Source organism: Stieleria maiorica, from assembly GCF_008035925.1.
Taxonomy (GTDB): domain Bacteria; phylum Planctomycetota; class Planctomycetia; order Pirellulales; family Pirellulaceae; genus Stieleria; species Stieleria maiorica.
Genome location: NZ_CP036264.1, coordinates 9,597,923 through 9,623,569, shown reverse-complemented (window position 1 = coordinate 9,623,569; position 25,647 = coordinate 9,597,923). Strand labels below are relative to the sequence as shown.

The window sequence follows — 25,647 nt, the reverse complement described above, 5'->3', positions numbered from 1 at the left end:
TTGGGAGTTGGGAGTTGGGAGTTGGGAGTTGGGAGTTGGGAGTTGGCAGAAAAATGGCGGTGGGGAAGAGGAGAAGGGTCAAAAAATTTAGTAGTCAAAAAATGGGTTGGTCAAAAAATGGGGGACCCCGCGGGACGCGATTGTGACCGTCGGACGACCGGCCGCTATTTTTTGACCACTAAATTTTTTGACCCTTTTCTTGTTCCGCGTCACTGCCACGTGCCGGCCGGATCTGCTGCGCCCCCTGCTCGCGCTGCGGGCGAGTGAATCAACCGGCCGTTATGCCCCTGGCGACCAACCGGGGCGGGGGACGGCGTGGATGACCGGCGGTTGGTCGCCGGCCAGTTTTTCAATCCGCTCGGCCATCTCGGCGACCGATTCGGGATCGGATAAGGGATCGATCGTGACGCGGAAGCAGACGGTTTGTTCGGGCTGGACTTCGACGACGCGATCGTGTGCGGCTTCGAAGGACCGTTGGTTGGGAAAATTGGTGGCCGGTTCGAGTCCGGTGACGTAGCCATCGGCGGTGTCGGCCGTGTTTTTCCAAAGCACGAAGCGCGGCAAGGTCTTGGTGCCGTAGGTGACCGCGAGGGCTTGGGAGGCGTCCGCGTTTTGCAGCATCGCGGTGGTCAGGTTGGTTTCGTCACCGCGGAGTTTGGCAAAGTAGACGCGTTCGACGTAGCCCGACTGCGGCCCGCCGAATTCATTGAAGCTCTCGATTTCGCCGGCGGAGAGTTTGTCTTTGGGGGCCAGTTCTTCGATCGGCAGGAGTAGCTTGGAGCCTTTTTCCAGGACGGGTCGGCCGACGTTGATGTGGTAGAGCATTTGCAACGTCGCCGGAGTCGAACGATCGTTGGTCACGTCGTCCAAAATTTGCACCGAGGGGCTGCCGGCGTGGACGCGGATTCGGCTGTTCAGGCGGAAATTGGAAAAGAACAATCGGCTCTCGCGCAGGTCGCCGATCAATTCCAGGCGTCCGGAAACCTCGTCGAATTCGACCTGCAATCCGTCGGCGGGAAGATTGGCGATCCGGCCGTGCAGCGGGTACACCAGCTTTCCGTTCTCGTCGTGCTCGGGGGCGCCGTTGCTTTCCAGCCCGCAGCGGACGACCAGTTCATCAAAGCCTTCCAGCCAGCCGAGTCCGCTGGGGTCATGAATCGGGACCAGCGAGGGGTGGACGGGGCCATCGACCGGAGAGTGCCAGCCGAAGTGGCCGGTGTCGGATTCGATGCTCCAGATTCCCATCCCGCGTGAGGGCAGCACATTGACGACGACGGCACCGGTGTCGATTCGGATGATTTCGACGCCATCGGCCCGTCCGCCGACGAACCGCCCGTGCCGCGTTTGGACTTTCCCTCGCGGAGATTCAACCGTGACCGAAAGCGGAGATTGATCGTCCCAAACCACGCTCTTGAGCCGATGATCGATCGAGCGAGCGGTCTTCGTTTTTGCCATCACTATTCCTAAATCTGTTTCCGCGGACGAATTGCCGCAGTTCAACTCGTCCGTCGGGTCGACGCGACATCGCGGTTCGCTGTTGTCGGTACAATGACGCCGGGGACGGGATCATTCTGACCCCGATTGTGTCCCATTTCGGGCCTGCCTGCATTCTTGTCGCACAGTGTTCCAATCAATACAACATGCGGGCAGACTTTCCGCCGCAAACGCTCAATAATAATCCTCTCCCCTCACAACCATATAGACATCCATGACCAATGTGAAGCTCGACGACGGACTCATCCGAGGCGATTCGGTCGCCTCGATTTTGGACTCTGCGATGGACGCCGGCGGCGGATTGCTGCGTCTGACGCCCACCTGGGTCCCACGGTCCTTCTTGCACCCGGGCCGTCGGATCAAGCTGCATCCGGGCGACTACTACCGATTCGGCGCCGACCGGGGCGGGATCGATGAACGCTGGTTCGGCAGCACCACCGACGCGGCCAACGACGGTCGCGTGTGGCACGAAGGCCAGAGTTTTTGTCTGTTCGAAGGCAAAAAATTCATGCTCAAGGAAGCCATCGCCGAACGCGGCAACGACATCGTCGGTGAAGCGATTTTCGGGAAATACAACCGCTGGCCCGTGTACAGCAAGTTCTTCGACAACATGGGCCCGATCCCGCACCACATGCACCAGTCGTTCGAAGACGCGGCGTTGGTCGGCCAAGAGGGCAAACCGGAAAGCTATTACTTTCCGCCGCAATTGAACAACGTCGACAACAACTTTGCCTACACCTTCATGGGGCTCGAGCCCGGCACGACTCCCGAAGACGTCCGTCGTTGCTTGGAAAACTGGAACGAAGGTGACAACGGGATCTTGGACCTCAGCCGCGCCTACCGGCTGAAACGGGGCACCGGTTGGTTGATCCCGCCCGGCGTCCTGCACGCCCCCGGCTCGCTGTGCACCTATGAACCCCAATGGGGCAGCGACGTGTTCGGCATGTACCAGTCGATCGTCGAAGGCCGCTATGTGCCGTGGGATCTGCTGGTCAAAGACATGCCGGAGGAAAAGCATCAAGACCTGGACTTCATCGTCGGCCAGCTTGATTGGGACAAAAATGTCGACACTCACTTTAAAGAGAGCAACTACTTGGAGCCGATTGTGGACGAGAACCGCAGCGGTGACGGCTTTGTCGACAAGTGGATCGTGTATGGGACCGTCGACGGCCAACAACGGTTTAGCGCCAAAGAGTTGACAATCGCCCCCGGGACCAAATGCACGTTGAAGGATCCCGGTGCGAGCAGCTGGATCACGGTGCAAGGTCGCGGACGGATGGGGGCGTTGGATCTGCAGACTCCCGCGATGATCCGATTCGGTGAAAACACGTCCGACGAAGTCTTTATCTCGCATGTCGCCGCAACCGGCGGTGTCGAGATCGAGAACTTGGGCACCGAGCCGCTGGTCGGTCTCCGCTACTTCGGCCCCGACACACACAGTGATCTGCCCAAAGGCGGCTCCTGATTCGACGTCTGTGTTCTATTAGAACCCTCCCCTCGCTACGCTCGCCCCTCCCGGTGCAAGGGAGGGGTTCTACCAACGCCCTTCATCCCCCAAGAATCGAAAGACACGATGAAACTTCATAACGCAATGTGGCCCGGATTGGTTGGCAAAGGCGATGGCCCCGACCAAGAGCCGCCGATCAGTTTGGAACACATGTTGGACCTGACGGCCGCGGCCGAAGTGAACGGGCGGAAGTTCGACGGCATCGATTACTTTCTGTTCTTGCCGCACACCGATCCGGAAGCCAGCGACGACGACCTGCGCAAGATCGCCGATCTGATCCAGTCCAAAGGCTTCAGCGTCGGTTCGTTGGTCGCACCGGTCTGGCCGGGCACCATCGGTGATTCGGCGATGGGCGACAAAGAGCAAACCGACAAGTTCCTCTCGGCGGTCAAAATGGCCTGCCGTGTCGCCGGCATCTTCAACGAACACGGCGTCCGCCAGTACGGCGTGATCCGGATCGACAGCGCCGAATTCGGCGTGGAAAAATGGCGTGAAGATCCCCAAGCGAGCACGGCAAAAATCGCCAACACGTTCCGCGAAGCGGCCAAGATCGCCGCCGACCACGGCGAGCGTTTGGCGGCCGAAGGCGAAATTTGCTGGGCCGGCATGCACAGCTGGAAAGACATGTTGGACTTGTTGGAAGCCGTCGGAATGCCCGAATCGCTGGGCTTCCAGGCCGACCTGGCCCACACGTACTTGTACCTGATGGGCTACAACGCCCCCGAACACGCGCTGTTGCACGAAGGGTACAGCGAAGAAGAGTTTTACGCGGCGTATGAGCAGATGACCGACAAGCTGCGGCCCTGGACGATCGATTTCCACGTCGCCCAGAATGACGGCGAAGTCCACGGCGCCGGCGACCACGACAAGACCGGCAAACACTGCCCCGCCGATGACCCCAACGGCAAATTGGACATCGTCAAGTGCGCCGGGTATTGGCTCAAAGACGCCGACCAGCGCGGCATCCAACACATCTGCTGGGACGGTTGCATGTTCCCCAACGCCACCCTGGAGCAGCCCGGAACCTGGAACACGATCCTGGACGCCATGATCAAGGTCGACGAGTCGCTGAAATAGTGCAGCATCGACTGGCTAGAAGCCTCACCCACTTCATCCCCTCACACCGCAACAAACAACTATGAAACCTCTCAACATCGGTATGGTCGGCTACGGATTCATGGGCCGCACCCACAGCAACGGGTACTGCCAGGCCAACCACTTCTTTGACCTGGAGTACAAGCCGGTCCTGAAAGCGGTCTGCGCGCGAAACAAGGACAAGGCGCAAGCGTTCGCCGATCAATGGGGTTACGAATCGATCGAGACCGATTGGCGGGAGATGCTCAAGCGTGATGACATCGACGCGATTGACGTTTGCACGCCCAACAATCTGCACAAAGAAATCTCGATCGCCGCGGCCGAAGCCGGCAAAATGGTGCTGTGTGAAAAGCCGATCGCGATGGACGTCGCCGAAGGCGAAGAGATGTGCGCGGCGGTCGAAAAGGCCGGTGTGGCCAACATGGTCTGGTACAACTATCGACGCGTCCCCGCGGTGACGTTGGCCAAGCAGTTGATCGATGAAGGCCGATTGGGACGGATCTTTCATTACCGGGCGAACTTCCTGCAGGACTGGACGATCAACGCCGATGTTCCCCAGGGCGGTGCGGCGACGTGGCGACTGGATGCCGAAGCCGCCGGCAGCGGCGTGACCGGCGACCTGCTGGCCCACTGCATCGACACCGCGATCTGGCTGAACGGCGGCATCACCGACGTTTCCGCCGTCGCCGAAACGTTCATCAAAGAACGAACGCACGCCGAAACGGGTGCCAAGCAAGCCGTCAAAATCGACGACGCCTGCACGTTCCATTGTCACTTCAACAACGGATCGCTGGGGCTGTTCGAATCGACACGCTACGCACGCGGGCACAAGGCGTTGTACACGTTGGAAATCAACGGCGAACACGCATCGATCCGCTGGGACCTGCACGACTTGCATCGGCTGGAGTACTTCGATCACAGCGACGATTCAATCGTCCGCGGTTGGCGCAGCGTCCACGTCAGCGACGGCGACCAACCCTACATGGGCAACTGGTGGGTGCCGGGATTGAACATCGGCTACGAGCACACCTTCATCCACCAAGTCGCAGACTTCCTGAAGTCGTTGGAAACGGGCGAGCCGATCGAGCCGAGTTTCCGCACCGCGCTGGAAACCCAAAAGGTCTGCGACGCCGTTTTGGCCAGCGCCAGCGACCGAGCCTGGAAGACGATCGAATAAGACGTCGGATGCCAGCACGACGCGTCAGCGAGTGGCCGTTGCGATTCGGTTTCCGGTAGTGGACGAGGCGACGAGTCCATTGGTAGTGCGATCCGCAGGGACTCCTCGCGTCGTCCACTACGGCTTCACTTGTAAATCAACAGGCCGTCACACTACGTCAGCCCGGCCAATTCGCTGGCGCGGCGGACGCGAGTGATGCCGATCATGTAGGCCGCCGTGCGTAGCGAGATGTCGCGTTCGTGCGCGTTTTGCCAAACGTGCTCGAAGGCTTCGGTCAGCGTGCGGTCCAGTTCTTGGCGGACGCGATCGAGTGTCCATCGGTAGTGCTGGCGGTTTTGCACCCATTCGAAATAGCTGACCGTCACACCGCCGGCGTTGGCCAGGATGTCGGGCAGGATCGTCACGCCGTGGTCATGCAGGATCCGATCGGCGTCGGGGTCGACCGGGCCGTTGGCCGCTTCGATGATCGCCTTGGCGGAAACCTGTTTGGCATTTTTTTCGGTGATCACGTTGCCGAGTGCCGCGGGGATCAAGATGTCCACGTCGGGCAGGGTCAACAACGCGTCCTTGGCCAAGACCTCGCATTCCTTGAATCCTTCCAGCAATCCATAAGGGTGTTGCAGCTTGTGGTGCAACGCGGCGGCGATGTCCAACCCTTGTTTGCGATAGTACGTCCCCGTGATGTCGCTGATCGCGACCACCGGGAATTGTGCTTCGGACAAGAACTTTGCCGCGTGGGATCCCACGTTGCCGAACCCTTGGATCGCGATCTTGGTGCCTTCGGGTTTCATCCCCAGTCGCTTGGTCAGTTTGACCGTCAGCGTTCCCACACCGCGACCGGTCGCTTCTTCGCGGCCTTTGGCGCCGTATTCTTCGACGGGTTTCCCCGTGATCACGGCGGGGTTGAATCCGTGGTACTTTTCCCACTGGTTGCGAAACCATGCCATGACGCGATGGTCGGTGCCCATGTCGGGGGCGGGGATGTCGGTGTCGGGGCCGACGATGTCGTGGATTTGATCGACGAACGCACGGGTCAGCCGTTCCATTTCGCGATGCGACAACGACCGCGGGTCGACGCCGATGCCGCCTTTGGCCCCGCCATAGGGAAGGTTGACGACGGCGGTCTTCCACGTCATCAGACTGGCCAGCGACCGCGTTTCGTCCAAGTTGACTTCGGGGTGGTAGCGCAAGCCGCCCTTCATCGGGCCTCGGCTGTTGTCGTGCTGGACGCGAAACCCGACGAACGTCGCCAGGGACCCGTCGTCACGTTCGATCGAAACCTGGACGCGAACTTCGCGGGACGCCATCAACATCGCCTCCCGTGCTTGGGGGCTCAGATCAAGGTGCTCGGCGGCGGCGTGGAAAAATCGGCGAGTCGCTTCAAAGGCTTTCATCGTGGTCGCCCGGTAGGGTGTTTCAAAGGGATCTGTATCAAGTGTAGCCCTGCGTGCGGTGGAGTGACGAGGTCAGGCCACCCGGCGACGCATTTGGGCGCGACGTTTTTCCGCCTGGTGGATCCCGATCACCCGTTGCTTGATGTCGACTTCGGCGGGCAACCACTCGGCCAGCTGACCGTTACGATCGTATTCTTCGGCCAAGGCCCTGATGGAGATCGATTCCACCTGCCGTCGCACCCAGGAGTTCCAGATGCCGATCGGGGCGCGAAGGGTTGCGCCGATCAGTGCCCACCCGCAATGAGCTTTGGGAATCGGGTATCCGGTGTACGATTCCGATTCCTCGGCTGCCCGCTCCAGCACCAGACCGATCGACGTGATCGCCAGGCAAAACAATTCCGCCAGGCACTCGATCGATGGCCCATCGAGTCCCTCGGTGGGGCTTTTCACACCCTGCCGAAACCGATAGCGTCGGACCAGCGGATCGCAGTGTTGGTTGGCGTAGCGGGCCGCGTGCAGCATCAACGAACCCAGCCATTCGGGTCCGTCGGCAAGCTCAATCACAGCGCGGATGCCATCCTGACGGGATTTCTGGACGATCCGATCGTAGGACCGATCAACGCTCCATTCCCACGGCCGATGGATCAAGGCCTCGCGCTGGTTGCTGACGGTATGCAGGGGATCGATCACGTCGGACACATAGTGTGACAGGACGCCGGCGGCGTGAGCGGCATCGCGAAACCGTTCGGCGCGGAGGTACTTTTGCAGCCGGCGATACCACTGGTAGGCGACGCGTGGCGCTCCACCCCACTCGCCGTCGCGAACGTGCAGCACGTGATTCTGGTAGTCACGAAAGCGGATGTCCGGGTCGAGCGCGCCACGCAGGTACGATCGGTGGTAGTACAGCAGCCAGGCCGCGAGTCGTTTGCCGGCATCGGAGCGGATCTGTGGCAGCGCGTCGATCGCGAATCGATGATGGGTGCCGATGCAGTGTGTGTGGCGAACGATCGTGTGCAACCGATTCATCATGGCGTCGATGTAGCTACGCTCGCCAGAGCTCGGATGTGTTTTCGCGACGTGCCGGTCGCATGCGTGGCCGCGCCGGGCCTTGCAGTTCGGCGGCATCGACGCGATTGAGGTGAACGTCCAGCTGCGGATACGGAATTCCGATACCGGCCCGATCGAGTTGGCGTTTGATTTCCACGGTCAACGATTCCGTCATCCGCCAATAGTCGGCAGATTTGACCCACATGCGGACCTTCCACTCGACGGCGCTGTCGCCGAGGTTGCTGAGGATGACCGCGGTTCCGCGGCCTTCCCCATGAATGGCGTCTTGCAAAAACGCGTCGGCTGCGGCGTGCAAGGCTTGACGTGTCGCATCGGTATCGGCGTCATAGTTGACGCCGACGATCACTTCGACGCGTCGATGGGCATGGAAACTGATGTTCTCGATCGTGCTGCCGCTGATCGAACTGTTGGGAATGATCAAGCGTCGATTGTCCGGCGTGTCCAAGGTCGTCGTGAACAGATCGATCTCGTTCACCTTGCCCGAGACGCCGGCGATATTGACGACGTCGCCGACTTTAAAGGGGCGGAAGACGATCATCAGAACGCCCGCGGCAAAATTGCTGAGCGTCCCCTGAAACGCCAATCCGATCGCAAAACCGGCGGCTGCCAAGATCGCCGCCATCCCGCCCAGCGGTGCACCGAGTTTGCTGGCCACCGCGGCGATCAGACTGAGCATCACGCTGTAGAAAATCGCCGTGCCCACGAACCGTCCGAACGTCTCGTCGATCCGCTGGCGAATCGGACGGCTGATGACGCGGGACAAGTACTTCGCGGCGAAGTAACCGCAGAAAATGACCGCCAATCCGATGCAGGCGGGGACTAAGTTGGGCAGCACGGTTTTCCCCAGGTACTCCGCCACGCCGTCAAAGTCGGCGTTGAGCATTTGGCTGAGCGCGCCGTCGAGTGTCGATTCGGGCGGCGTGTCACCGTCGGGCGCGCCGCCGGTTGTGGGGTCTGGAGTCGACATGCCGGCTTGAGCGAGCAACATCGCAATTCATCCTTGAATGACGGGGGAAAGGCGGGTTGAGCTCGCTGTACGAAATCCGACCGGCCGGCGTCAAGTGAGGTTTACTGCAGGTGCCGGTCGGCCATGTCCAGGTATTGCTGCCAATCGTAATCCGTCACGTCGTGCTTGCCGGTCCGCAGGTGATAACCGATCACGCCGCGGTTGATCGCTCGGTCCGCCGCAGGCATCTTTGCCGGTGGGGCGTCCCCGCCCATGCCACGCGTGCCCAACAAACGGTACACCGGGTCGGCCGCAGCGGCGGCCAGGAATTCGCCTTTCGGGTCGGCCCATTGATCCTCGCTGGCGCTGGCCACGTAAACCGGACGCGGTGCGATCAAGGCGATTAACTGATGCTGGTCGACGGGACAAGCGGATTCGTTTTCGTTGTACTCGGTGAACTGGTCACAGAACCAATGGGGAAAAACCGTGTTGATTCGACCGACCGTTTCACCGATCGCCCGTCGCGACAGGGCCGCACCGCCGCATCCGGAATTGTTGCTGACGACCATCGCAAAACGCGGGTCCGAAGCGCCGGCCCACAGCGAGGTTTTTCCCAACCGCGAATGTCCGATCACGGCGACCTTCGATGTGTCGACGCCGAGTTCGGATTCGGATTCCAAACAATCCAGGGCGCGGCTGAGTCCATAGGCCCAGGCCGCGATGCTGCCCCAACGCGATTCGGGGGCGACATCGGCCACTTGGCCGCCGAGCGCGCCGTGGATGCCGTTTTTGAATCCGTCGTCAAAGTCGGGGTCGATGTCACCGTAATAGATCGTCGCCAACCCATAGCCGCGATCCAAGATCATTTTCACCGGCCAGCGTGACGCGGTGGCGCCGCGCGATTTTTCATTCGCCTTGTTGCCGTCGGTGGTGCCATTTCGCCCCTCGCGGAACCAGCCCGGGTTCAATTCGATCGCCGGATCGGCATCGACGCCATGATTGCCTTGGAAATTCAATCCCAAGAACGCGGGGACGGGGCCGGAGCGTTCGTTGGGCACGTACGTCATCATCCGCATCGAGGGTGCGTCATCGGCCAAGCCGAAAAACACGTCGATCTCGCTGCGCGTGGCCAAGCCATTGAACACCGTTTTGCGGCTGACGACCTCGTGACGGATCGGGCAAGGTTTGGGTGAAACACCGTACACATGTTTTTCAAACAGGTCCAACAATTCTGGCCGGCGTACAGTGTTCCATTGCTCGGCCGACGTGATCGGTGCCCCGTCCTGGGAGACCAGCGGATCGGGCAGCGTGTAGTCGGGGATTTTCGACTCGTCATAATTCGGTTCAAACCCGCTCGCCGGCCCGATGGACGGACCGCAGGTCAGAATGAACATCCAACAACAGACCGTCCAGAGTCGTGGGGAGGTGAACCTTTGCATGATGATTGCCTTCGATAAAAGAGTGTCTTTCGATAGCCCATGGTGAATCTCGGCCCCAGATTGTAGAACGTCGCGACAGCGGCATGGTCGGTTTCATTCCCCAAAAAACGAAGATCCCCAATGAACCATACGAACCACGTGATCGGGAATATTATTTCAGCTTCGGCACGACTCGGACTCGGATACGCCGAGCGAATGCTCACGGGCGTTAGCGCCGACCAGTTCGCGCGATTTGCAACCGCTGACGGCCGCGTGATCGAATCCAATCACCCTTGCTTCATTCTCGGCCACCTCAGTTTGTACCCTTCCCGCGTCGTCAGCGAATTGGGCAAGGACGCGTCGTCGGTGCAGCCGAGCGAGACGTTCAACAAGTTGTTCAGCAAGGAAGCGAAGTGCGTTGATGATCCCGACGGGACGGTTTATCCCAGCATGGACGAAGTCGTTTCGGCGTTTCGCAGCGGATACGAAAAAGCGATCGACGCGGTCGAGCAAGCCCCCGATGACATCTTCCTTGGCGAGAACCCCAACGAAGCGATGCGGAGCAAGTTCCCAAACATCGGCGGAGCGCACGCGTTTTATTTGGGCGGACACATCACGTTGCACATGGGCCAGTTCAGTGCTTGGCGTCGGATGATGGGTCTGGGCCCGGCCTAGCCAGCGTGTCGCCGTGTTCTCCGAACTCGGCGCACGGGAAAAAGCGAAGCTTTGCGCGGAGCCGACCTCGGAGAGGACGGCGACGGTTCAGGAAAGAATCGAAAACGAGGCTGCGGTAAACCACTCGTGATTTGTCAGCGCTAACGTTTCGTGTTGTGTTTGTCGACCGGAGAGTTCGCCCAGGTAATTCACGCTCTGGCGAGCGTAGCTACGTCGAGGGACGTTGTCCGGGTTACTTCCCGATACAGAAGCGGCTGAAGACGCGGTCCAGAATGTCGTCGGTGTAGACGGCACCGGTCACTTCTCCGAGCGCGGCGGCGGCCAAACGAAGCTCGGACGACACATACTCGTGGCCGTCTCCGCCGTGGACATAGTCGATCGCCGAACCGATCGCGGTCTCGGCCGCGCGCAGGCTGCCGCCGCAACGGGCCGCCGTGGAGAGGATCGAGACGCCTTCGTTGGCATCGAGCGATTCGATCGAATCGATGATCCGTTGTTGCAGCGAGTCGATTCCGGTTCCGGCGAGCGCGCTGGTGCGGATCCAAGGATCGGGCAAGTGGCGGGCGCCGGGGCCATCGCATTTCGTCGCCACCCACAGGTCGATCGCCGCTTGGCGTTTGTCTTTGGCAAGCTCGCGCATCGCTGCACAGGTCGGTTCCCAATCGGACGATGCACTGTCGACACACCACAGTCGGATGTCGGCGTCGCGGCCGGCGCGGCGGGCTTGGAGCTGGGCTTGGTGCGAGATCTGCTGGAGTGATGAATCGCCATCGGCGGATTCGATCCCCGCGGTGTCGACCAGCACGACTTGATGATCACCCAGCTGCACGGGGACGGAAACGACATCGCGTGTCGTCCCGGCTTGGTCGGCCACGATCGCGGCCTCGTGACCGGCCAACGCATTCAACAGCCGGCTTTTTCCGGCGTTGGGCAGCCCGCGCAGGGCGAGGATCCATTGCGACGTGTCCCGCGTCCGCTCACTCAATTGCTTGCGGGTGGTTGCCAGCGTGGACCGGATCGCATCCAGTCGCTCGACCAGATCAGTGTCGCTGATGAATTGAATGTCTTCGTCAACGAAATCCAGTCCGGCTTCGACATCAGCCAACAGGTCCAACAATTGCCCTCTCAGGAATTCCATCGGTCGCGAGAGGTTGCCGGCCAGTTGGCGTAGCGCGTGATCGAGCGCGCCACGTCCTTCGGCTTCGATCACTCCCAGCACCGCTTCGGCTTGGGTGAGATCCAGTCGGCCGGCCAAGAAGGCGCGCAAGGTGAACTCCCCCGGCCGCGCCGCCCGGGCACCGAGTTCGATCGCACGGGCGACGATCGAATGGAGGACCGGCAACGAGCCGAAGGTGTGCAATTCCAGCGATGGCTGGCCGGTGTAGCTGCGTGACGTCGGCCAGATCAACGCGCGGACGGGGACGTCACCGAGCGGTTGCCCCAGGGTGATCGCGGTGTCGACACAGTGTGCCGAACCGTCGCTGGTCGGCATGATGCCCAACCGCTCGGCGATGTCGATCACGCCGGTGCCTGTCAAGCGAACGACACCACGGGTTGCCGGCATCGTCGACGACCCGATCGCGACGATCGTGTCGTCCATTTCGATGACAGTGCTGGTTCCCATGTCCGCTAAATGATTCTCGGCGAGCTCAGTGGCTGGAATTGACCGCCGAATCCGTCTTGGACGTCAGCCGTGCGGCCTTGCTGCCGGGCCGTGACGCCACCGATGCGTCCAAGCTGGGACCGGCCTGCTTGAGTGCGTCGAGAACCATGGATTGGGTGACGATGTCACGTAACACGATCGGCTTTTGGGGTGTCGTGCCCGGATAGATCGCAAGCAACGGGATCGACTTGCTGCCGAACTCGGTTTCCAGTTTCTTGACAATGTCGTCGGGCAAATCCGTCATGTCGGCCAACATCGGGACGGCATCCAGTTCCTTGAGCAGCTCGCTGGTCGGCTTGGTGTCCAGCGCGATCTCGGTGTTGAGGATGCAGTTGGGGCACCATGCCGCGGTGAAGTCCAGCATCACCGTTCGGCCGGCCGCCTGATGTTCTTGAAGTCGTTGTTCGTCAAATTTTTCCCAGCGAACATGATCGTCCGCGACGTACTGGACTTCACCCGGGCCCGCTGTCGGAGCCGGGTTGCGTTCCAGGTAGGCGAACCCGAACCAGCCGATTGCCACGGCACAGGCGACGCCGATGCTCCATCCCCGCAATCGTTTTTCGATCGATTCCCACGGCGGGACTTTTCCGATCACCCAACATCCGAACCAGACGCCGATCAGGGTGACGAAGACCGGCAGCTTTTGCTCGTCGCTGAACTGGTTGAAAAAGTAAGCGACGGTTCCCAGGAACAAGAACGCCAAGAACTCTTTCAGCGTCACCATCCAGTTCCCGGGCTTGGGCAGGAATCCGACCAGCGACGGGAACAAGCCCAGCACGATGTACGGCAGCGACATGCCCAAGCCGACGGTCATGATGACGGCGGCCGACTGGACGCTGTTGAGGTAGATCGTGTAACCGAGTGCCACACCCAAGAACGGCCCGCTGCACGGTGTCGCCAGGATCGTGGCAAACGTCCCGGTGAAGAACGCGCCACTGTACCCCTCCTTGCTCTGCAGGTTCTCCGACGACTTCCCGGTCGCCACTCCCGGTGTCGGCAATTCCCAGACGCCCAGGTACGACAACGCGAGGGCAAAGATCATCACCGTCAATCCGATCCGCACGGGGAAGTAGGCGAATTGCTGCCCCCATCCGAATGAAAAGACGACCGCCAGTACGGCCAGCCCGGCGAACACGCTCAGGATTCCGGCGACGTAGGCGAAGTTCAATAGCGCGACGCGTCGACGATCTTCACCGGCTTGTTGGACAAAGCTCAACACCTTGATCCCGATGACCGGCAACACGCAGGGCATGAAGTTCAAAATGAATCCGCCGCATAGTGCCAACAGCAAGATGAAGGGTAACGATGCCTTGGACCCGCCGCTTGTAAGGGCATCCGCCGTCGACTCGCTGCTTTCGGCCGTCTGGTTCGATTCGGCCGGTTGCGTTTGGACGACGGTTGCTGCAGCGTCCGGGGCTTCGGTTTGGCCGACCACCGGCTTGGCCGGGGCCTTGTTCAAATCATCGACCCACTGTGTTTCGGCAGCCTGATCGATCGCGGTGACGTACTTCGCGGATTTGATCTCCAGCGGGCCGAGCGTCGCATCGGCGGTGGCCGCGACCTTCACGACCGCGGTGAACTCGAACGCCATCGGACGCAGACAGCTCGTGTCCGTGCAGGCCTGATAGCAGACGTAACCGCGGATCGGATAGTCTCCCTGGGCCGTCCCCGCGGGAACCTTGATCGGCAATGACCAGGTCACTTCTCCCTTGTAGAACTTTACCGGTGGCGTGTCGGGGACGCCGGGGATCGATGGGAACAGCGACTTGGAAATGATCGGTTGATCCGCGTTGGGAAAACCGATCAGCAAACCGCGTTTTTCGGTGACGACAAAGTTGGTCGACGATTCGGAGTCATCGACGACGCTTTTGTAGACGTGAAAGTCGGCTTCGGGGCTGGCTCGGAAGACCAATCGTCCCTGACCGCCGGCGGCGATCGATGAAGAGACGCCGGCCGTCCAAGTCACGTCGTAGTCGTTGTCACGGAACGTCGTCGGCTTGGCTGCGGGATCGGCCAACAGGCTTGCCGCCTTCTTCGCCTCGCCGGCGTCCGCCGCCTTCGCGTCGGTTTTGGCCGCGTCGTCGTCTTGAGTCGCCAGTGATTGCGTGGCCGTATCCGTTGCATCCGTATCGATTACATCCTTCTCGGCTTGACCGGCGAACGTTGCCGTCAAGGTTTCGTTGGCCGGCATGCACGAGCCGCCGGTTTGGCAGACCAATGCTTTAACATCGACCTTGATCGGATCTTGGAAACCGGCGGGCAATTGGATCGCTGCCGACCAGCGAACCACCCCTTCGTGTTCTTCGATCGTGACACCGGGGTAGATGTCCGAGACGCTTTTCATCGGCGGATGATCGGGTTTGAATTTCCCGGCAAGCGACACCGATTTCGGAGACGCGATCGTGAACTTCGTCGGCAGCGGTCCGCCCGGCGGTTGCGTCGTCGAATAGATGTGCCATGACCGACCCACGGTGGCTTCGATTTCCAGCCGCCCTTGTTGCCCGTTGGTCACGTAGCTGGCCGACCAAGTCACCGGTTCTTGTTGCGACTCGCTCAGCCCGCCAAAACTGATTCCTCCAAACACATCGTCGGTCTGTCCCAGCGACGAGGCATCGAAGCTGCCTTGGGCGCTGGCGCTCGGTTGACCGATCGGCGTGAAACCGGCCAGGACGACAGCGACGACGGCGAGTGACGCCACCGATCGTGCAGCGAGCAACAGTGATGCCGTCAAGGAATCTCTGCCGCCAGACGCCAGAGGCCTGAAGTGATGTTTTCTTTTCATAGTGATCGTATCGCCACGGTGATCGCCGCCACGAGTGTAATGGTGGCGGCTAAAAAGCGTCAACGTTTCCATTACCCATCAACAGATTCGATTAATCGACGTAGCCTTTCGGACACAAGCTGCAAATCAGGGAATTGTCTCGACTCGCCAACCAACCAGACAACCCAGTTTGCCAGGCTGATCCAAAGTGATGACTCGGCAATCAGCAGTACCAGTGTACGAAACTCCGCACTGTCAGACGCCCCGAAATCGGTTTCCGGCCCGAGTGGCCGGCCCAGAATCCGGTCAGCTTGGCCGATCCGATCCGGCTTGGCAACTGACCCGGGGGCGGCCGATGGGGTGTCGCCTTGGCTGCCAGCGGGCCGATTTGGAAATGGCGTTGCGGCACGGTAATCCGCCAAAACTCGGTCGATCACGTCCTCCAACGTGCGGGAAGCGTGGGTGAAGCTGGCCGCCCAGCGGGCCAGATCGACCGCGACCGTGTCGATTCGCAAGGCGTCAAAATCAATGATTCCGCTGACTGCGCCTCCTGAAAAGAGCACGTGTTCGCGGTGGATGTCCCGGACAACGTACTGCAGCGGCCAGCGGCGACGAGCCAACGGGGCCAGGGCCGCGGACAATCGCGTCGCGGTGGCTGGCCATTTGTGCTGCAACACGCCTCTGGCCCGCTCCAACGCCGCGGCGACACTTGGGTGAACCCGGCCGTCCAGATTCGCGCTCAGAGTGCGCGGCAGCTGCTCGTCCAGCCAGGCGATCCGCTGCAACCGCTCGGCGAGCGCGGGGGCCGTTCGAAATTGCGAGGGCAAAGCCCCGCTGGGCACGTGTGTGAGCGCTTGGTGCAGGTCGGCGATCGCGCGGGTGCCACGGCCGATCAACTGCAGCGACGCGTCGTCGGTCAGTGGTCGCCCCGGCATCCAAGTGGCCAGCTCCCAAATCAGACCCGACGCGTCGACGGTGTACGTCCATCCGCGTGAATCGATCGGCTTGTACTTTGGTAGCAATTGGAACGTCGATGCGACGGTTGCGATCACTGAGTGGATTTCGTGGACGCGGTTCGGAGCAGTCCCCTGCGGCCAACAGCGCAGCACCAGCGTTTCGTCTCCGTCGCATCGAAACACCCGCGCGCCGCTCAGTCCCGGTGGCATCGGCGTGAGCTGATGCACACCGCGCTGTTCGGTAAGTTGCTTGCGAAGGGGCGCAGGGATCATAGTCGTCGCGGTGCGTTGTACGACGTCCTTTCCAGGTCGTTGTGCCGTTGTACGACGTCCTTTCTAGGTCGTCGTGGTGAGTCCAGCGGACGACGGCCCGGAACGGCCATCGTACTTGTCCTATCCCACACTATTTGCTGGGCATCGCATCGGCGAGTGCCGCCAGGGGGCCGGCCAGCGCGTCGTTTTGCGTGGTCAACGTGATCTGCCGCTGTGGCGCGATGGGGTCATCCGAGGCTGGGATGTCGATGTGAATCCAAAGCGTTTCCGGTGGCAGCACCGATTCGACGCGGTCGGCCCATTCGATCAGCACCCAAGTGTTGTCGGCATCGAACAGTTCTTCGACGCCCAACTCCAGGAACTCGTCTTCGTCGACCAACCGATACGCATCGAGGTGATGCAGTCGAATCGGTCCTGTGTGGATCGTGGCGTCGTAGCTGCAAAGCAGGGTGAACGTGGGACTGGTGACGTCTTCCGGATCGACTCCCATCGCGGCGGCCAGCGATTGGGTGAACGTGGTCTTTCCCGCGCCGAGTGTCCCGACCAGACCGATGACCAGTCGGGCGGGCATCAAGCGGACCAATTCGCCGGCCAACTTGCGGAGCCGGTCGAGGTCGACATCATTGAAGGTCAGGCTGGGCATTGCATTACGGGATCAGCCAGAACGCACCGGTCATCGCGGCCCCTTGAACCAGGGCTCCACGGGCACTGATCGGCACCGGCGGCACGATCCACGGGGCACAGTTGCCCGGGCGGTAGTAACCCAACGCGTACTGACATTCGTTCGGCGGATGGATTCCCATTTTGTACGGCAGGACGGCGATGTTGGCAAAGAAGTGGGCCGAAGAAACGACCGGTTGCAACCAGGGACCGGCGGTGTGTCCGTAGCGTTCCAGGTTGACCTGTTCAAAGTAACGCGGCTTGCTGCACAGATTGGACGCTTTCCAGGTCATGGTCAGCGGAGCCCACGAGCGTGGCGTGTAGTCAACCTTCGCGATCAGGCACTCTTTGGGCAGCCCCCAGTTTTCCGACAGGTAACCCAGGTCGCCTTCGCTGAGCTGGTTGACTTGAAGTTCTTGTTGCGTGCCGTCTTCGGTTTCGATGATGACTTGCTCGTAGGCCAGTCCGATGAATCGTCCGTTGGCGATCACGCTTCCGTCGATGTTGCTCCAAGGCCGGTTGGTCTGTCGCGATTCGAACTTTTCGCGCTGACGCTGATAGTCAGCCGGATCAAACAGATCGGGACGGAACGGAGGGCTGGGGTCCAGCGAAATCTTGTCGATGGTTTCACTCGCGATGCGTGCCCGGAAGTCTTCGCAGGACAATTGATTGGCCTTCAGCATCGAGGTGTCGCCGGGGATGCGTCCGATGGGGGCCTGGTCGGTGCGACCGTTTTGTTCCCGCTGTGTACGGTTTTGGTCAAACGGGTTTTCGTACAGGTACGAATCCGGTTGGCCACCGTCGGTAGGAACGCGATCCGAAGGCGAATCGGTCGGCACGTCGCCGGGTTGGACAGCCGGATCATTCAGCTGGGGGATCGACGGCGGCTGGGCTGATGACTGGTCTGCCGGCGCGTCGATCGACGGCTCGGGGATCACTTGCTGGTCGGGATCGCTGAGCAGGTCACGCATCGAAGAACCGTCGTCCGGCGTCGGCAGACTCGGTGCGGGCAACGATTGGGTGTCGGGGCCGACGCCGCGCAGTGCGTTCGGCGGAAGCTGCTCGGGGGCCGGCGCGGGGGTGCCCGCGGCGTTGCCCTGCGGTGCCGCACCGGGCAGGTCGGGAAGCGTCAGTCCGGGGGCAGAGTCATCGCCGGACGTTTGCGGGGCGATCGCAAGCTGGGCGGTTGCACCGGGGCGACGCTGCTGCAGCGCCACGCGCGCCGCCGGAGCGGATTGGGCCGCTGGAGATTGGGCCGCGGAAGCCTGGGCGGGTGCATTGAGCCCGTCGGCAAAGGGATTGTTGAAGAAATCGTTGGCCTGTGCCAGTCGTTCCGGGGCGCGCTGTGGGGCGGCCGCAGCGCGTCGGTAGTTGCCGACCGGCGCGGCGGTGTTGGGTGCGCTGTATTGGGTTTGGCGAACCTGGCCGATGTCTTGAAAATCTTGCGATTGCCGCGAAAGTTGGGCTTGGCGGATCGTTCGCGACACGGCGGCCTGCTGGAATGCGTTGGCCTGTTGGTGCGAGCTGGTCGGTTGGGACCGCATCGGGTTGGCAACCGCTTGGTGGTGGGCGACCTGGGCGACCTGGGCGACGCCGGACGCGGGCGCGGGATTCGCCGGCGGTGCAGGACTCGCCGCAGTCGCGGCGTGGGCGGGCGTGTGTCGCGGCGGCGTGGAGAAAACGTCTCGCTGGGTGACCGGTGCGGGCGGGGGCGTGACTTTGGGACTTTTGCGCCAACGCAGGTTCCAGCTGGTGTTGGCGGTCGCAGCGGTCGATGCGGCCGGCGTTTGAGCCTGTGCGTCCGCGGTTCCCACCAGGGCGGCCGACAGACAGGCCAGCGCCAGTGCGCGAGACGGTCCGTTCAGACGTCGCCTAATTTTGGTCCGACGAGTGGACGTCGGGGCTGTAATTGGGCGCTTCTTGAGTGATCGCAATGTCATGCGGGTGGTTCTCCCTAACCGTCGCTGCGGAAACGCGGATGAACCGTCCATCGCGTTTCAATTCGTCGATCGTCTTGGTTCCTAAATATCCCATGCCCGCTCGCAAACCGCCGACCAATTGGTAGACGTAATCGCTGAGCGGACCTTTGTAGGGCACACGGCCTTCGACGCCTTCGGGGACCAGTTTTCCAGCCTGGACTCCCTTTTGGCGATACCGATCGCTGCTGCCCTTGACCATCGCCCCCATCGATCCCATCCCACGGTACGTTTTGAACGTTCGGCCTTGGTACAGGATGACTTTCCCGGGGCTTTCGCTCAGTCCGGCAAACAAGCTGCCGATCATCACGGTGTTGGCCCCGGCGACGATTGCCTTGGTAATGTCACCGCTGAAGCGAACGCCGCCGTCAGCAATGACAGGTATGTTTTTCTGCTTGGCGACCGAAGTCGCGCGGAGGATCGCCGAGACTTGGGGCACGCCGACGCCGCTGATCACCCGCGTGGTGCAAATCGACCCCGGGCCGATTCCGACCTTGATCGCGTCCGCACCGGCATCGATCAGCGCCTGGGCCCCTTCCGCGGTCGCGACGTTTCCCGCGATCACATCGATGTCCCAGCCGGATTGTGCCTTAATCTCTTTGACCGTCTCGACCACATTCTTGCTGTGGCCATGAGCCGAATCGACGACCAACAAGTCCACGCCTTGTCGGATCAGCTCCTCGGCACGCTCCAGATCACCCACCCCGATCGCCGCTCCGACCCGCAATCTGCCTTGCGGGTCTTTGCACGCACGGGGGAATCGCTTCATCATGTCGATGTCGCGAATCGTAATCAGGCCCGTTAGTTTTCTATCTTCGTCAATCAGTAAAAGTTTCTCGACTCTTTTTGCCGTTAAAATTCGCTCAGCTTCCTCAAGCGTTACATTCCCCGTCCCCGTCACCAGGTTCTCACAGGTCATGACCTCGGAAATGGGGAGGTCTGGGTCTTCTAGGAATCGCAGGTCGCGGCGGGTCAGGATGCCAGCCAACTTGCGGTTTTCGTCCACGATCGGGATCCCGGACACATTGGCCTGGTCCATCAACTCGGCGGCGCGGCTGACTTTTTCGCCCGGTTGCAGCGTGACCGGGTCGACGATGATCCCGTTGGCCGAGCGTTTGACCTTCAAAACCTCTTCAGTCTGGGCCTCGGTGGACAGGTTCTTGTGGATGATGCCCAAACCACCTTCTTTGGCCAGTCCGATCGCCATTTCGGCTTCGGTGACGGTGTCCATCGGAGAGGACAGCAGCGGGATTTGCAGCCGGATTCGCTGGGTCAACTGGCTGCTGACGTCGACTTCGCTGGGGACGACTTCGCTGTAGCGGGGTTCCAGCAGGACGTCATCGAAGGTGACTCCAGAGTAGCTGATTTTGTCTTCAAACATGCCGAACATTCCTGACCGAGCGAAGCTGCGAAACGGGAAAAGCTTGGCAGTATGACGAAGACGGATCGGGAACGGAAGTCGCCAAACTACAGCGGGAATTCTTCTTCCGCAGCGGCTTCGGCGTACAGCGGCATGTGCCGGTAGTAGACTTCCAGGATCATGGTGGCGAAGGAGGTCAGGCACAGCCGCCCGGCTTCGCTCATGTGGGGGGCACCATTAAAATACCAGCTGCCCTTGGCACCTTTGGATTGATCCTGGGTTTCGACCAGCCAATCCCGCAATTCGGCGTTGAACTTGTCCCACTCCTTTCCGCCGTGGTGGCGGAGCACCTGGGCGGCATAGTAGTTGTAGTACAAGTCGGGCTTTTTGACGCCGATTTTGGCGAGGTGCCCGACGCCCTTTTGGATTCCGGGGTGGTTTTTGTCCCAGCCGGTGTACATCCGGCACAGCAGGCCGACGGCGGTGGTCGCCGGTCGGGGCGTGGTGGACGGTTTGTTGTAGCCGTAGATCGAACCGCCGTCGCTGGAGACGCGGTCCAGGAACAGTGTGGAGCCTTGGATGACGTTGGGCGGGATCATCAGGTGTCCCATGTGCCCACTTTTGAGCGCCATCACCTGCCAGCCGACGACCGACGTGTCGCCGCCGCTGGAGTCTTGTTTCTGGTACCGCCAGCCGCCGTCACGGCACTGCGCCAGGGCGATGTAGTTGAGTGCGGCTTGGGCCGGGCCGGCCAGGTCCGGATCACCTGTCATCGCGTACGCTTCGCACAGTGTGATCGCGGCCAGCCCGTGGTCGTACATGTTGCCGCCGCCGGTGTAATCGATGTAGGGCAATCCCTGTTCTTTTCCGGGTTTTCCGTTCTGAACCAGGAATCGCAAGCCGCCCATCACGACGTCTTTGAATTCACCTTTCAGGTGCGTCTGGCCGGCTCCCATGAACGGCAGCAGGGCCAGCGAGGTGGCGGCATTGAGTTGTTTGGCTCGGTTCGGCTGGGTGCAGCCGTTTCCACAGGCACCGCGACAGACCAATTCGTGTTGGAACGTCCACGCCCCGGCGGTCGGTCCGCTGCGGATTTGATGGCGTGAAAACCACTTCAGCGCTTCGGTGACCGCCGCTTCACTGCTGTCGGTTCCGCCGTATTTTCGCAGCAGTTTCTCCTTCATTTCCGAGCTTCGGCTGCCCATCGGCTTCATGCTCATCGAAGCCATCGACTGCAGCGTCGTCGCGGCGGGGGCCATGTCGGCCGCGAAATCGCTCATGTCCAACGGGACCGCAGCGATGTCCAGTGTGGGCACCTCCATCGCCACCGGTTCGACCATTTCGACCGGGTCGGTGATCTCCACTTCCTCGGTCATCTCCTCGGCCTCTTCGATTTCGCCGGGGTCGAATTCCTCGATCGAGAGTTCTTCGATTTCCGGGCCGTCGTCACCCGAGCTGGATGCCGTCAACACGTTGACGATCTGAATCGGATCGGCGATCGAGACCAATCCCAGGATCAGCAGGATCAGCGCGTGCACGAGCGTGCTGACCAACCACGCCGGCATCGCTTGGAAGACCAGAAACCGGTGACCTGTGCCGACCGGCTCGTCGTCGTCGCCTTCGCCCTGCTCCGCAGCGACCGTTTCGGTAACGCCAATTTCATTCGTCTCCAGGTCGTCGTTCATCGGGACTTGCGATTCGGCGCCGTCCAGTGCCTCATCGGGGCCCAGTGCCTTATCGGAATTGGCTGCTGTGCTCACGAAAGCGATTCCTGGAGTCGTGCGGAAGAAGAGGGGGTCACGTAGAAAACGGGACGACAGTGACCGAAATTGTCGACTGCTTGCCCCTTAAGTATAAGCGAATGAGGGATAAACCAGCACAGCTGAAATCCACATTCTGCAAACGCAATCGCTGCAGTTTTGTACCCACCGCGCGGATCGTGCCAGCTGAATCGATTGAAATTGCCTTCGCGTTTTGGGGGGGCTTATTCCCCTGGCGGGTTTGTTTCCCGCATCTCCACCCGCAGCGGTTCGTAGTCGGCGACCTGGGTCAAGAATGCCGGCACGGCGTTTCGAAACCGCTCGTTCAGCCGAATCTGACGGTCACCGTCGTGTTTGCCGATCCAGCCCTGATCCAGATCGATGATGATTTCGGCGTCGGGAAACCGCTCGGCTTCGGGATCGGAGAACCGCAGCATCATGCACTTGGTTTGCCCCAAACGCGATCGCATCGGTTCGTTCTTCACCGACGACCACAGGTAACTGCGGTCATCGAGCAGCAGGTGACGCAGGTGCCCCAGCCCCGGCATGCCGGTCAAACGAACCGGTTCGGCCCCCTCGCTCAGCAGCTCGGTCGAAGGTTCGCTCAGCGGTTCGGGCTGGACGATCAAGTGAATTTCCGCGGCCAACTGGAACGCCTGGATCGTTTCGGGCCCCCAAAACTTGGTGGTCTGCTCCAACCGTGTTCGCCGCGCCCAGATGCTCAGGGCGGCCCCGGCGATCCCGAACAGCACGACGCCCAGACCGATCAGAATTCCCCGCCGCGAGATCTGGGCGCGGGGGTCGTTGTATTTGTCGGCGTGCCGGTCGGTCTGGTCGTCGTTCGGAGAGGTCATCGGTTAAACTGCCGAAAAATTACAAGGGAGATCGATCTCGAAACGATCACCGAGTCCGTATAGATGACGACACAATGAATTCAGAGCTTGCCAGCGATCCCGGTGAAAGCACCGTTTCAGTCGACTTGGGTGATCGTAGTTATCCAATTCATATTGCCACAGGGGCAACCGGGCGATTTGCCGCTGCGTTTGCCAGATCGCTGGGCGATGTCAGTCACGTGCTGCTGATCTACGATGCCGCCGTCGAACCTTGGGCCGAGGCGTTGGCCGCGCAAATCCGCGTTGAATCCACCCGGGTCGACGCCGCGGCGGTGCCCTCGGGCGAGCCCAGCAAGTCGATCGCCCAGTTCGGCCAGCTGTTGGATTGGATGCTCGACCGGGGGGCGGATCGACGCAGCGTCGTCGTTGCCGTCGGCGGCGGGGTGATCGGCGACCTGGCCGGATTTGTCGCCGCATCGTTCGCCCGTGGAATCCGCTTCGTCCAAGTCCCGACGACGTTGCTGGCGATGGTCGACAGCAGCGTCGGCGGAAAGACGGGCATCAACCTGTCCGGGGCCAAGAACATGGTCGGTGCGTTCTGGCAACCCGAACTGGTTTGGATCGATACGCTGGCGATGAAGACCCTGCCAGACCGCAGCTACTTGAGCGGACTGGCCGAAGTCGTCAAGTACGGCGTGATCGACGATGCCGTCTTCTTTGACTACTTGGAATCCAACGCGAAGGCGCTCGTCGAACGTGATCCCGAGGTGTTGCGGTATGCGATCCGGCAGAGCTGTTTGGCCAAGGCTCGCGTCGTCGGCGAAGACGAACGTGAAACCAGCGGCCGTCGTGCGATCCTGAATTATGGACACACCTTCGCCCACGCCATCGAAGCGACAGCCGGGTATGGAACCCTGCTGCACGGCGAAGCCGTTTCGATCGGCATGCAAATGGCCGCCTCGCTGGCGATCCGGTTGGGCCGCTGCGATGCGGGGGTGCTGGAGCGTCAAACCGAGGTGCTGCAGGCTTGCCGGCTGCCGATCACGTTCCCCGAAGCCGACGTCGCCGCCATGCTGCCGGTGATGATGCGCGACAAGAAAGTCGCCCACGGAAAATTGCGTTTCATTTTGCCGACCAAGATCGGGCACGTGGAATTGGTCGGCGACGTCGATCCCGCCGAAGTCGAAACGGCAATCCGGGCGCATTGTTAGAGGTGGCGATTGGGGTAGGAAGATTTTGGAGGGCATGGGGGCCGAAGAATGACGAAACCCAAGTTGGAAGCATTGATGTCAGCACAACGCACAATGGCTCCCTTCTCCCCCGGCTTTGCGGGGGAGAAGGGCTGGGGATGAGGGGGCCAGCACCGCGGAAACTGGTTGGGTGTACGGCCCCTCACCCCCAACCCCTCTCCCCAAAACAGATCGCAGTCATCATCCTTCCGCGATCAATTTCAATTTCTGTTTACGCGATCTGTTTTAGGGAGAGGGAAGCCACGCTCTAAACTGCGGACCGATTTGTGTAGACACCAACGCACTGGAAGGGAGGGTGACGTCGCGTGTTCGATCGTTCCCCGCCTTAACTTGGCGCCTATGGGGTCGAGCGTAGCGAGGGGAGAGTCGATTCGTCCTCATGAAAGCCTTCTCCTACTTCAACACCGCCTCGGCCGTCCGGCGGCACGTACTCGCATACGACGAGCCAAATAGATTTAAATGGTTCAGCTGGTGGTACAGCATGTAGACGGCGACCCGCCGTCGCCAGCCGTCCGCCATCGGCCACTCGCTGACGTAAGCCTGTTCGAATTCGTCAGGGCAACTGCCAAACCACTTGATCATGCCCCACTCGGCCTCGCGACATCCCCGATACACCGCCGGGTCGATCAACGCGGGTTGACCCGCGGTGTCGAACAAATAGTTGCCGCTCCACAGGTCCCCGTGCAACAGCGACAACGTCTCCTCCCGCCCTGACAGCAGGTCCTCCATCCGGTCGATGATCCGCTGGCAATCGGACTTCAACGTCGCATCGGCCAGCCCCTGGTCGGTGGCCCAACGGATCTGGAACCCGATGCGTCGCGTGGCGAAGAACTCCGCCCACGAACCGCAGGCCCCATTGGGTTGCTCGGCCGACCCGAGGTAATTGTCCTCGGGCCAACCCACGGAATCGCCGATGCTCGCGCGGTGCAGCCGGGCCAGCTGTCGCCCGAATTCGCTGAACGCCTGGGACGATGATCGTGGGGCGGCGTTGGGAATGAATTCCATCGCCAAATACGCCTGTCCCTCCACGACATCGGTGGCGAAAACCCTGGGGACGCGGATCGCGTTTACGTCGGCCAATGCCTGCAATCCGCGGGCTTCGCAGCGAAAATTCGAAACCATGTCCGCCGAATTGCGTTTGATCAGCAGCTGAGTTTGTGGCTCGGCCGCGGGGAGATTTCCGGAGAGTTGCCAAGATTGCGGGTTATCCCAGCGAACCGTCACGACGGAGGCTTCGCTGATGCAACCTCCGCCGAGTGGACGCTGGTCGACGACGTCCAGTGGCGTGTCGAGTAATTCAGACAGGGTGTCTGCAAGCATGATGCGAAGCGATAATTTTCAGCACAAGAATGAAACCTGGCGGTGTCGGCGTGGGTATTCT

19 protein-coding genes are annotated in these 25,647 nt (G+C 61.1%); 5 read left to right on the top strand and 14 right to left on the bottom strand.

The annotated features are described in order from the left end of the window. Window positions 1-279: 279 nt before the first annotated feature. Complete coding sequence (locus tag Mal15_RS32915; RefSeq protein ID WP_147871606.1) at window positions 280-1,455, bottom strand: aldose 1-epimerase family protein; 1,176 nt, start codon at window positions 1,453-1,455, stop codon at window positions 280-282. Window positions 1,456-1,708: 253 nt separating this feature from the next. On the opposite strand from Mal15_RS32915, the gene Mal15_RS32910 reads away from it, so the two are divergent. The 3 genes from Mal15_RS32910 to Mal15_RS32900 all read left to right on the top strand — a co-directional run bounded on the left by Mal15_RS32910 (window position 1,709) and on the right by Mal15_RS32900 (window position 5,273). Next, window positions 1,709-2,959 (top strand): cupin domain-containing protein, encoded by a 1,251-nt coding sequence (locus Mal15_RS32910; protein ID WP_147871605.1) that lies wholly within the window; start codon window positions 1,709-1,711, stop codon window positions 2,957-2,959. A 108-nt stretch (window positions 2,960-3,067) separates the two neighbouring features. Then, window positions 3,068-4,078, top strand: a complete 1,011-nt coding sequence (locus tag Mal15_RS32905; protein WP_147871604.1) for a sugar phosphate isomerase/epimerase family protein — start codon at window positions 3,068-3,070, stop codon at window positions 4,076-4,078. A gap of 61 nt (window positions 4,079-4,139) precedes the next feature. Beyond that, complete coding sequence (locus tag Mal15_RS32900; RefSeq protein ID WP_147871603.1) at window positions 4,140-5,273, top strand: Gfo/Idh/MocA family protein; 1,134 nt, start codon at window positions 4,140-4,142, stop codon at window positions 5,271-5,273. Window positions 5,274-5,425: 152 nt separating this feature from the next. On the opposite strand, the gene Mal15_RS32895 is transcribed toward Mal15_RS32900, so the two are convergent. The 4 genes from Mal15_RS32895 to Mal15_RS32880 form a co-directional block, all read right to left on the bottom strand. Next, complete coding sequence (locus tag Mal15_RS32895) at window positions 5,426-6,667, bottom strand: Glu/Leu/Phe/Val family dehydrogenase (protein ID WP_147871602.1); 1,242 nt, start codon at window positions 6,665-6,667, stop codon at window positions 5,426-5,428. 72 nt (window positions 6,668-6,739) lie between these two features. Beyond that, window positions 6,740-7,693, bottom strand: coding sequence for a zinc dependent phospholipase C family protein (locus tag Mal15_RS32890; protein ID WP_233903180.1), 954 nt, complete (start codon window positions 7,691-7,693; stop codon window positions 6,740-6,742). A 16-nt stretch (window positions 7,694-7,709) separates the two neighbouring features. Next, entirely contained in the window at window positions 7,710-8,723 is a 1,014-nt protein-coding gene (locus Mal15_RS32885; RefSeq protein ID WP_147871600.1) for a mechanosensitive ion channel family protein, read from the bottom strand. An 80-nt stretch (window positions 8,724-8,803) separates the two neighbouring features. Beyond that, window positions 8,804-10,120 carry a glucuronyl esterase domain-containing protein gene (locus tag Mal15_RS32880; protein WP_233903179.1) on the bottom strand — a complete coding sequence of 439 codons (1,317 nt, stop codon included), beginning with the start codon at window positions 10,118-10,120 and terminating at the stop codon, window positions 8,804-8,806. A gap of 120 nt (window positions 10,121-10,240) precedes the next feature. Here Mal15_RS32880 and Mal15_RS32875 point away from each other — a divergent pair, with 120 nt between their 5' ends. Further along, window positions 10,241-10,774, top strand: a complete 534-nt coding sequence (locus Mal15_RS32875; protein ID WP_233903178.1) for a DinB family protein — start codon at window positions 10,241-10,243, stop codon at window positions 10,772-10,774. 232 nt (window positions 10,775-11,006) lie between these two features. Here Mal15_RS32875 and Mal15_RS32870 read toward each other — a convergent pair whose 3' ends face one another. The 8 genes from Mal15_RS32870 to Mal15_RS32835 all read right to left on the bottom strand — a co-directional run bounded on the left by Mal15_RS32870 (window position 11,007) and on the right by Mal15_RS32835 (window position 23,037). Beyond that, a complete protein-coding gene (locus Mal15_RS32870) occupies window positions 11,007-12,398 on the bottom strand; it encodes a tRNA modification GTPase (protein WP_147871599.1) in 1,392 nt (463 codons plus the stop codon). Window positions 12,399-12,423: 25 nt separating this feature from the next. After that, window positions 12,424-15,168 carry a protein-disulfide reductase DsbD family protein gene (locus Mal15_RS32865; RefSeq protein WP_167547191.1) on the bottom strand — a complete coding sequence of 915 codons (2,745 nt, stop codon included), beginning with the start codon at window positions 15,166-15,168 and terminating at the stop codon, window positions 12,424-12,426. A 122-nt stretch (window positions 15,169-15,290) separates the two neighbouring features. Then, complete coding sequence (locus tag Mal15_RS32860) at window positions 15,291-16,427, bottom strand: aminoglycoside phosphotransferase family protein (protein WP_147871597.1); 1,137 nt, start codon at window positions 16,425-16,427, stop codon at window positions 15,291-15,293. A gap of 130 nt (window positions 16,428-16,557) precedes the next feature. Further along, a complete protein-coding gene (gene tsaE / locus Mal15_RS32855; protein ID WP_147871596.1) occupies window positions 16,558-17,070 on the bottom strand; it encodes a tRNA (adenosine(37)-N6)-threonylcarbamoyltransferase complex ATPase subunit type 1 TsaE in 513 nt (170 codons plus the stop codon). Window positions 17,071-17,074: 4 nt separating this feature from the next. Further along, window positions 17,075-18,901 carry a hypothetical protein gene (locus Mal15_RS32850; protein ID WP_147871595.1) on the bottom strand — a complete coding sequence of 609 codons (1,827 nt, stop codon included), beginning with the start codon at window positions 18,899-18,901 and terminating at the stop codon, window positions 17,075-17,077. Window positions 18,902-18,959: 58 nt separating this feature from the next. Continuing rightward, entirely contained in the window at window positions 18,960-20,444 is a 1,485-nt protein-coding gene (guaB, locus tag Mal15_RS32845; protein ID WP_147871594.1) for an IMP dehydrogenase, read from the bottom strand. Window positions 20,445-20,530: 86 nt separating this feature from the next. Beyond that, a complete protein-coding gene (locus Mal15_RS32840; protein WP_233903177.1) occupies window positions 20,531-22,183 on the bottom strand; it encodes a prenyltransferase/squalene oxidase repeat-containing protein in 1,653 nt (550 codons plus the stop codon). Window positions 22,184-22,407: 224 nt separating this feature from the next. Beyond that, window positions 22,408-23,037, bottom strand: a complete 630-nt coding sequence (locus tag Mal15_RS32835) for a hypothetical protein (RefSeq protein WP_147871593.1) — start codon at window positions 23,035-23,037, stop codon at window positions 22,408-22,410. Between the two features lie 74 nt (window positions 23,038-23,111). Here Mal15_RS32835 and aroB point away from each other — a divergent pair, with 74 nt between their 5' ends. Continuing rightward, complete coding sequence (aroB, locus tag Mal15_RS32830) at window positions 23,112-24,227, top strand: 3-dehydroquinate synthase (RefSeq protein WP_147871592.1); 1,116 nt, start codon at window positions 23,112-23,114, stop codon at window positions 24,225-24,227. Window positions 24,228-24,659: 432 nt separating this feature from the next. Here aroB and Mal15_RS32825 read toward each other — a convergent pair whose 3' ends face one another. Further along, the gene (locus Mal15_RS32825; RefSeq protein ID WP_147871591.1) at window positions 24,660-25,586 is read right to left on the bottom strand and encodes a fructosamine kinase family protein; all 927 of its coding nucleotides are present in this window, start codon (window positions 25,584-25,586) and stop codon (window positions 24,660-24,662) included. Window positions 25,587-25,647 lie beyond the last annotated feature (61 nt).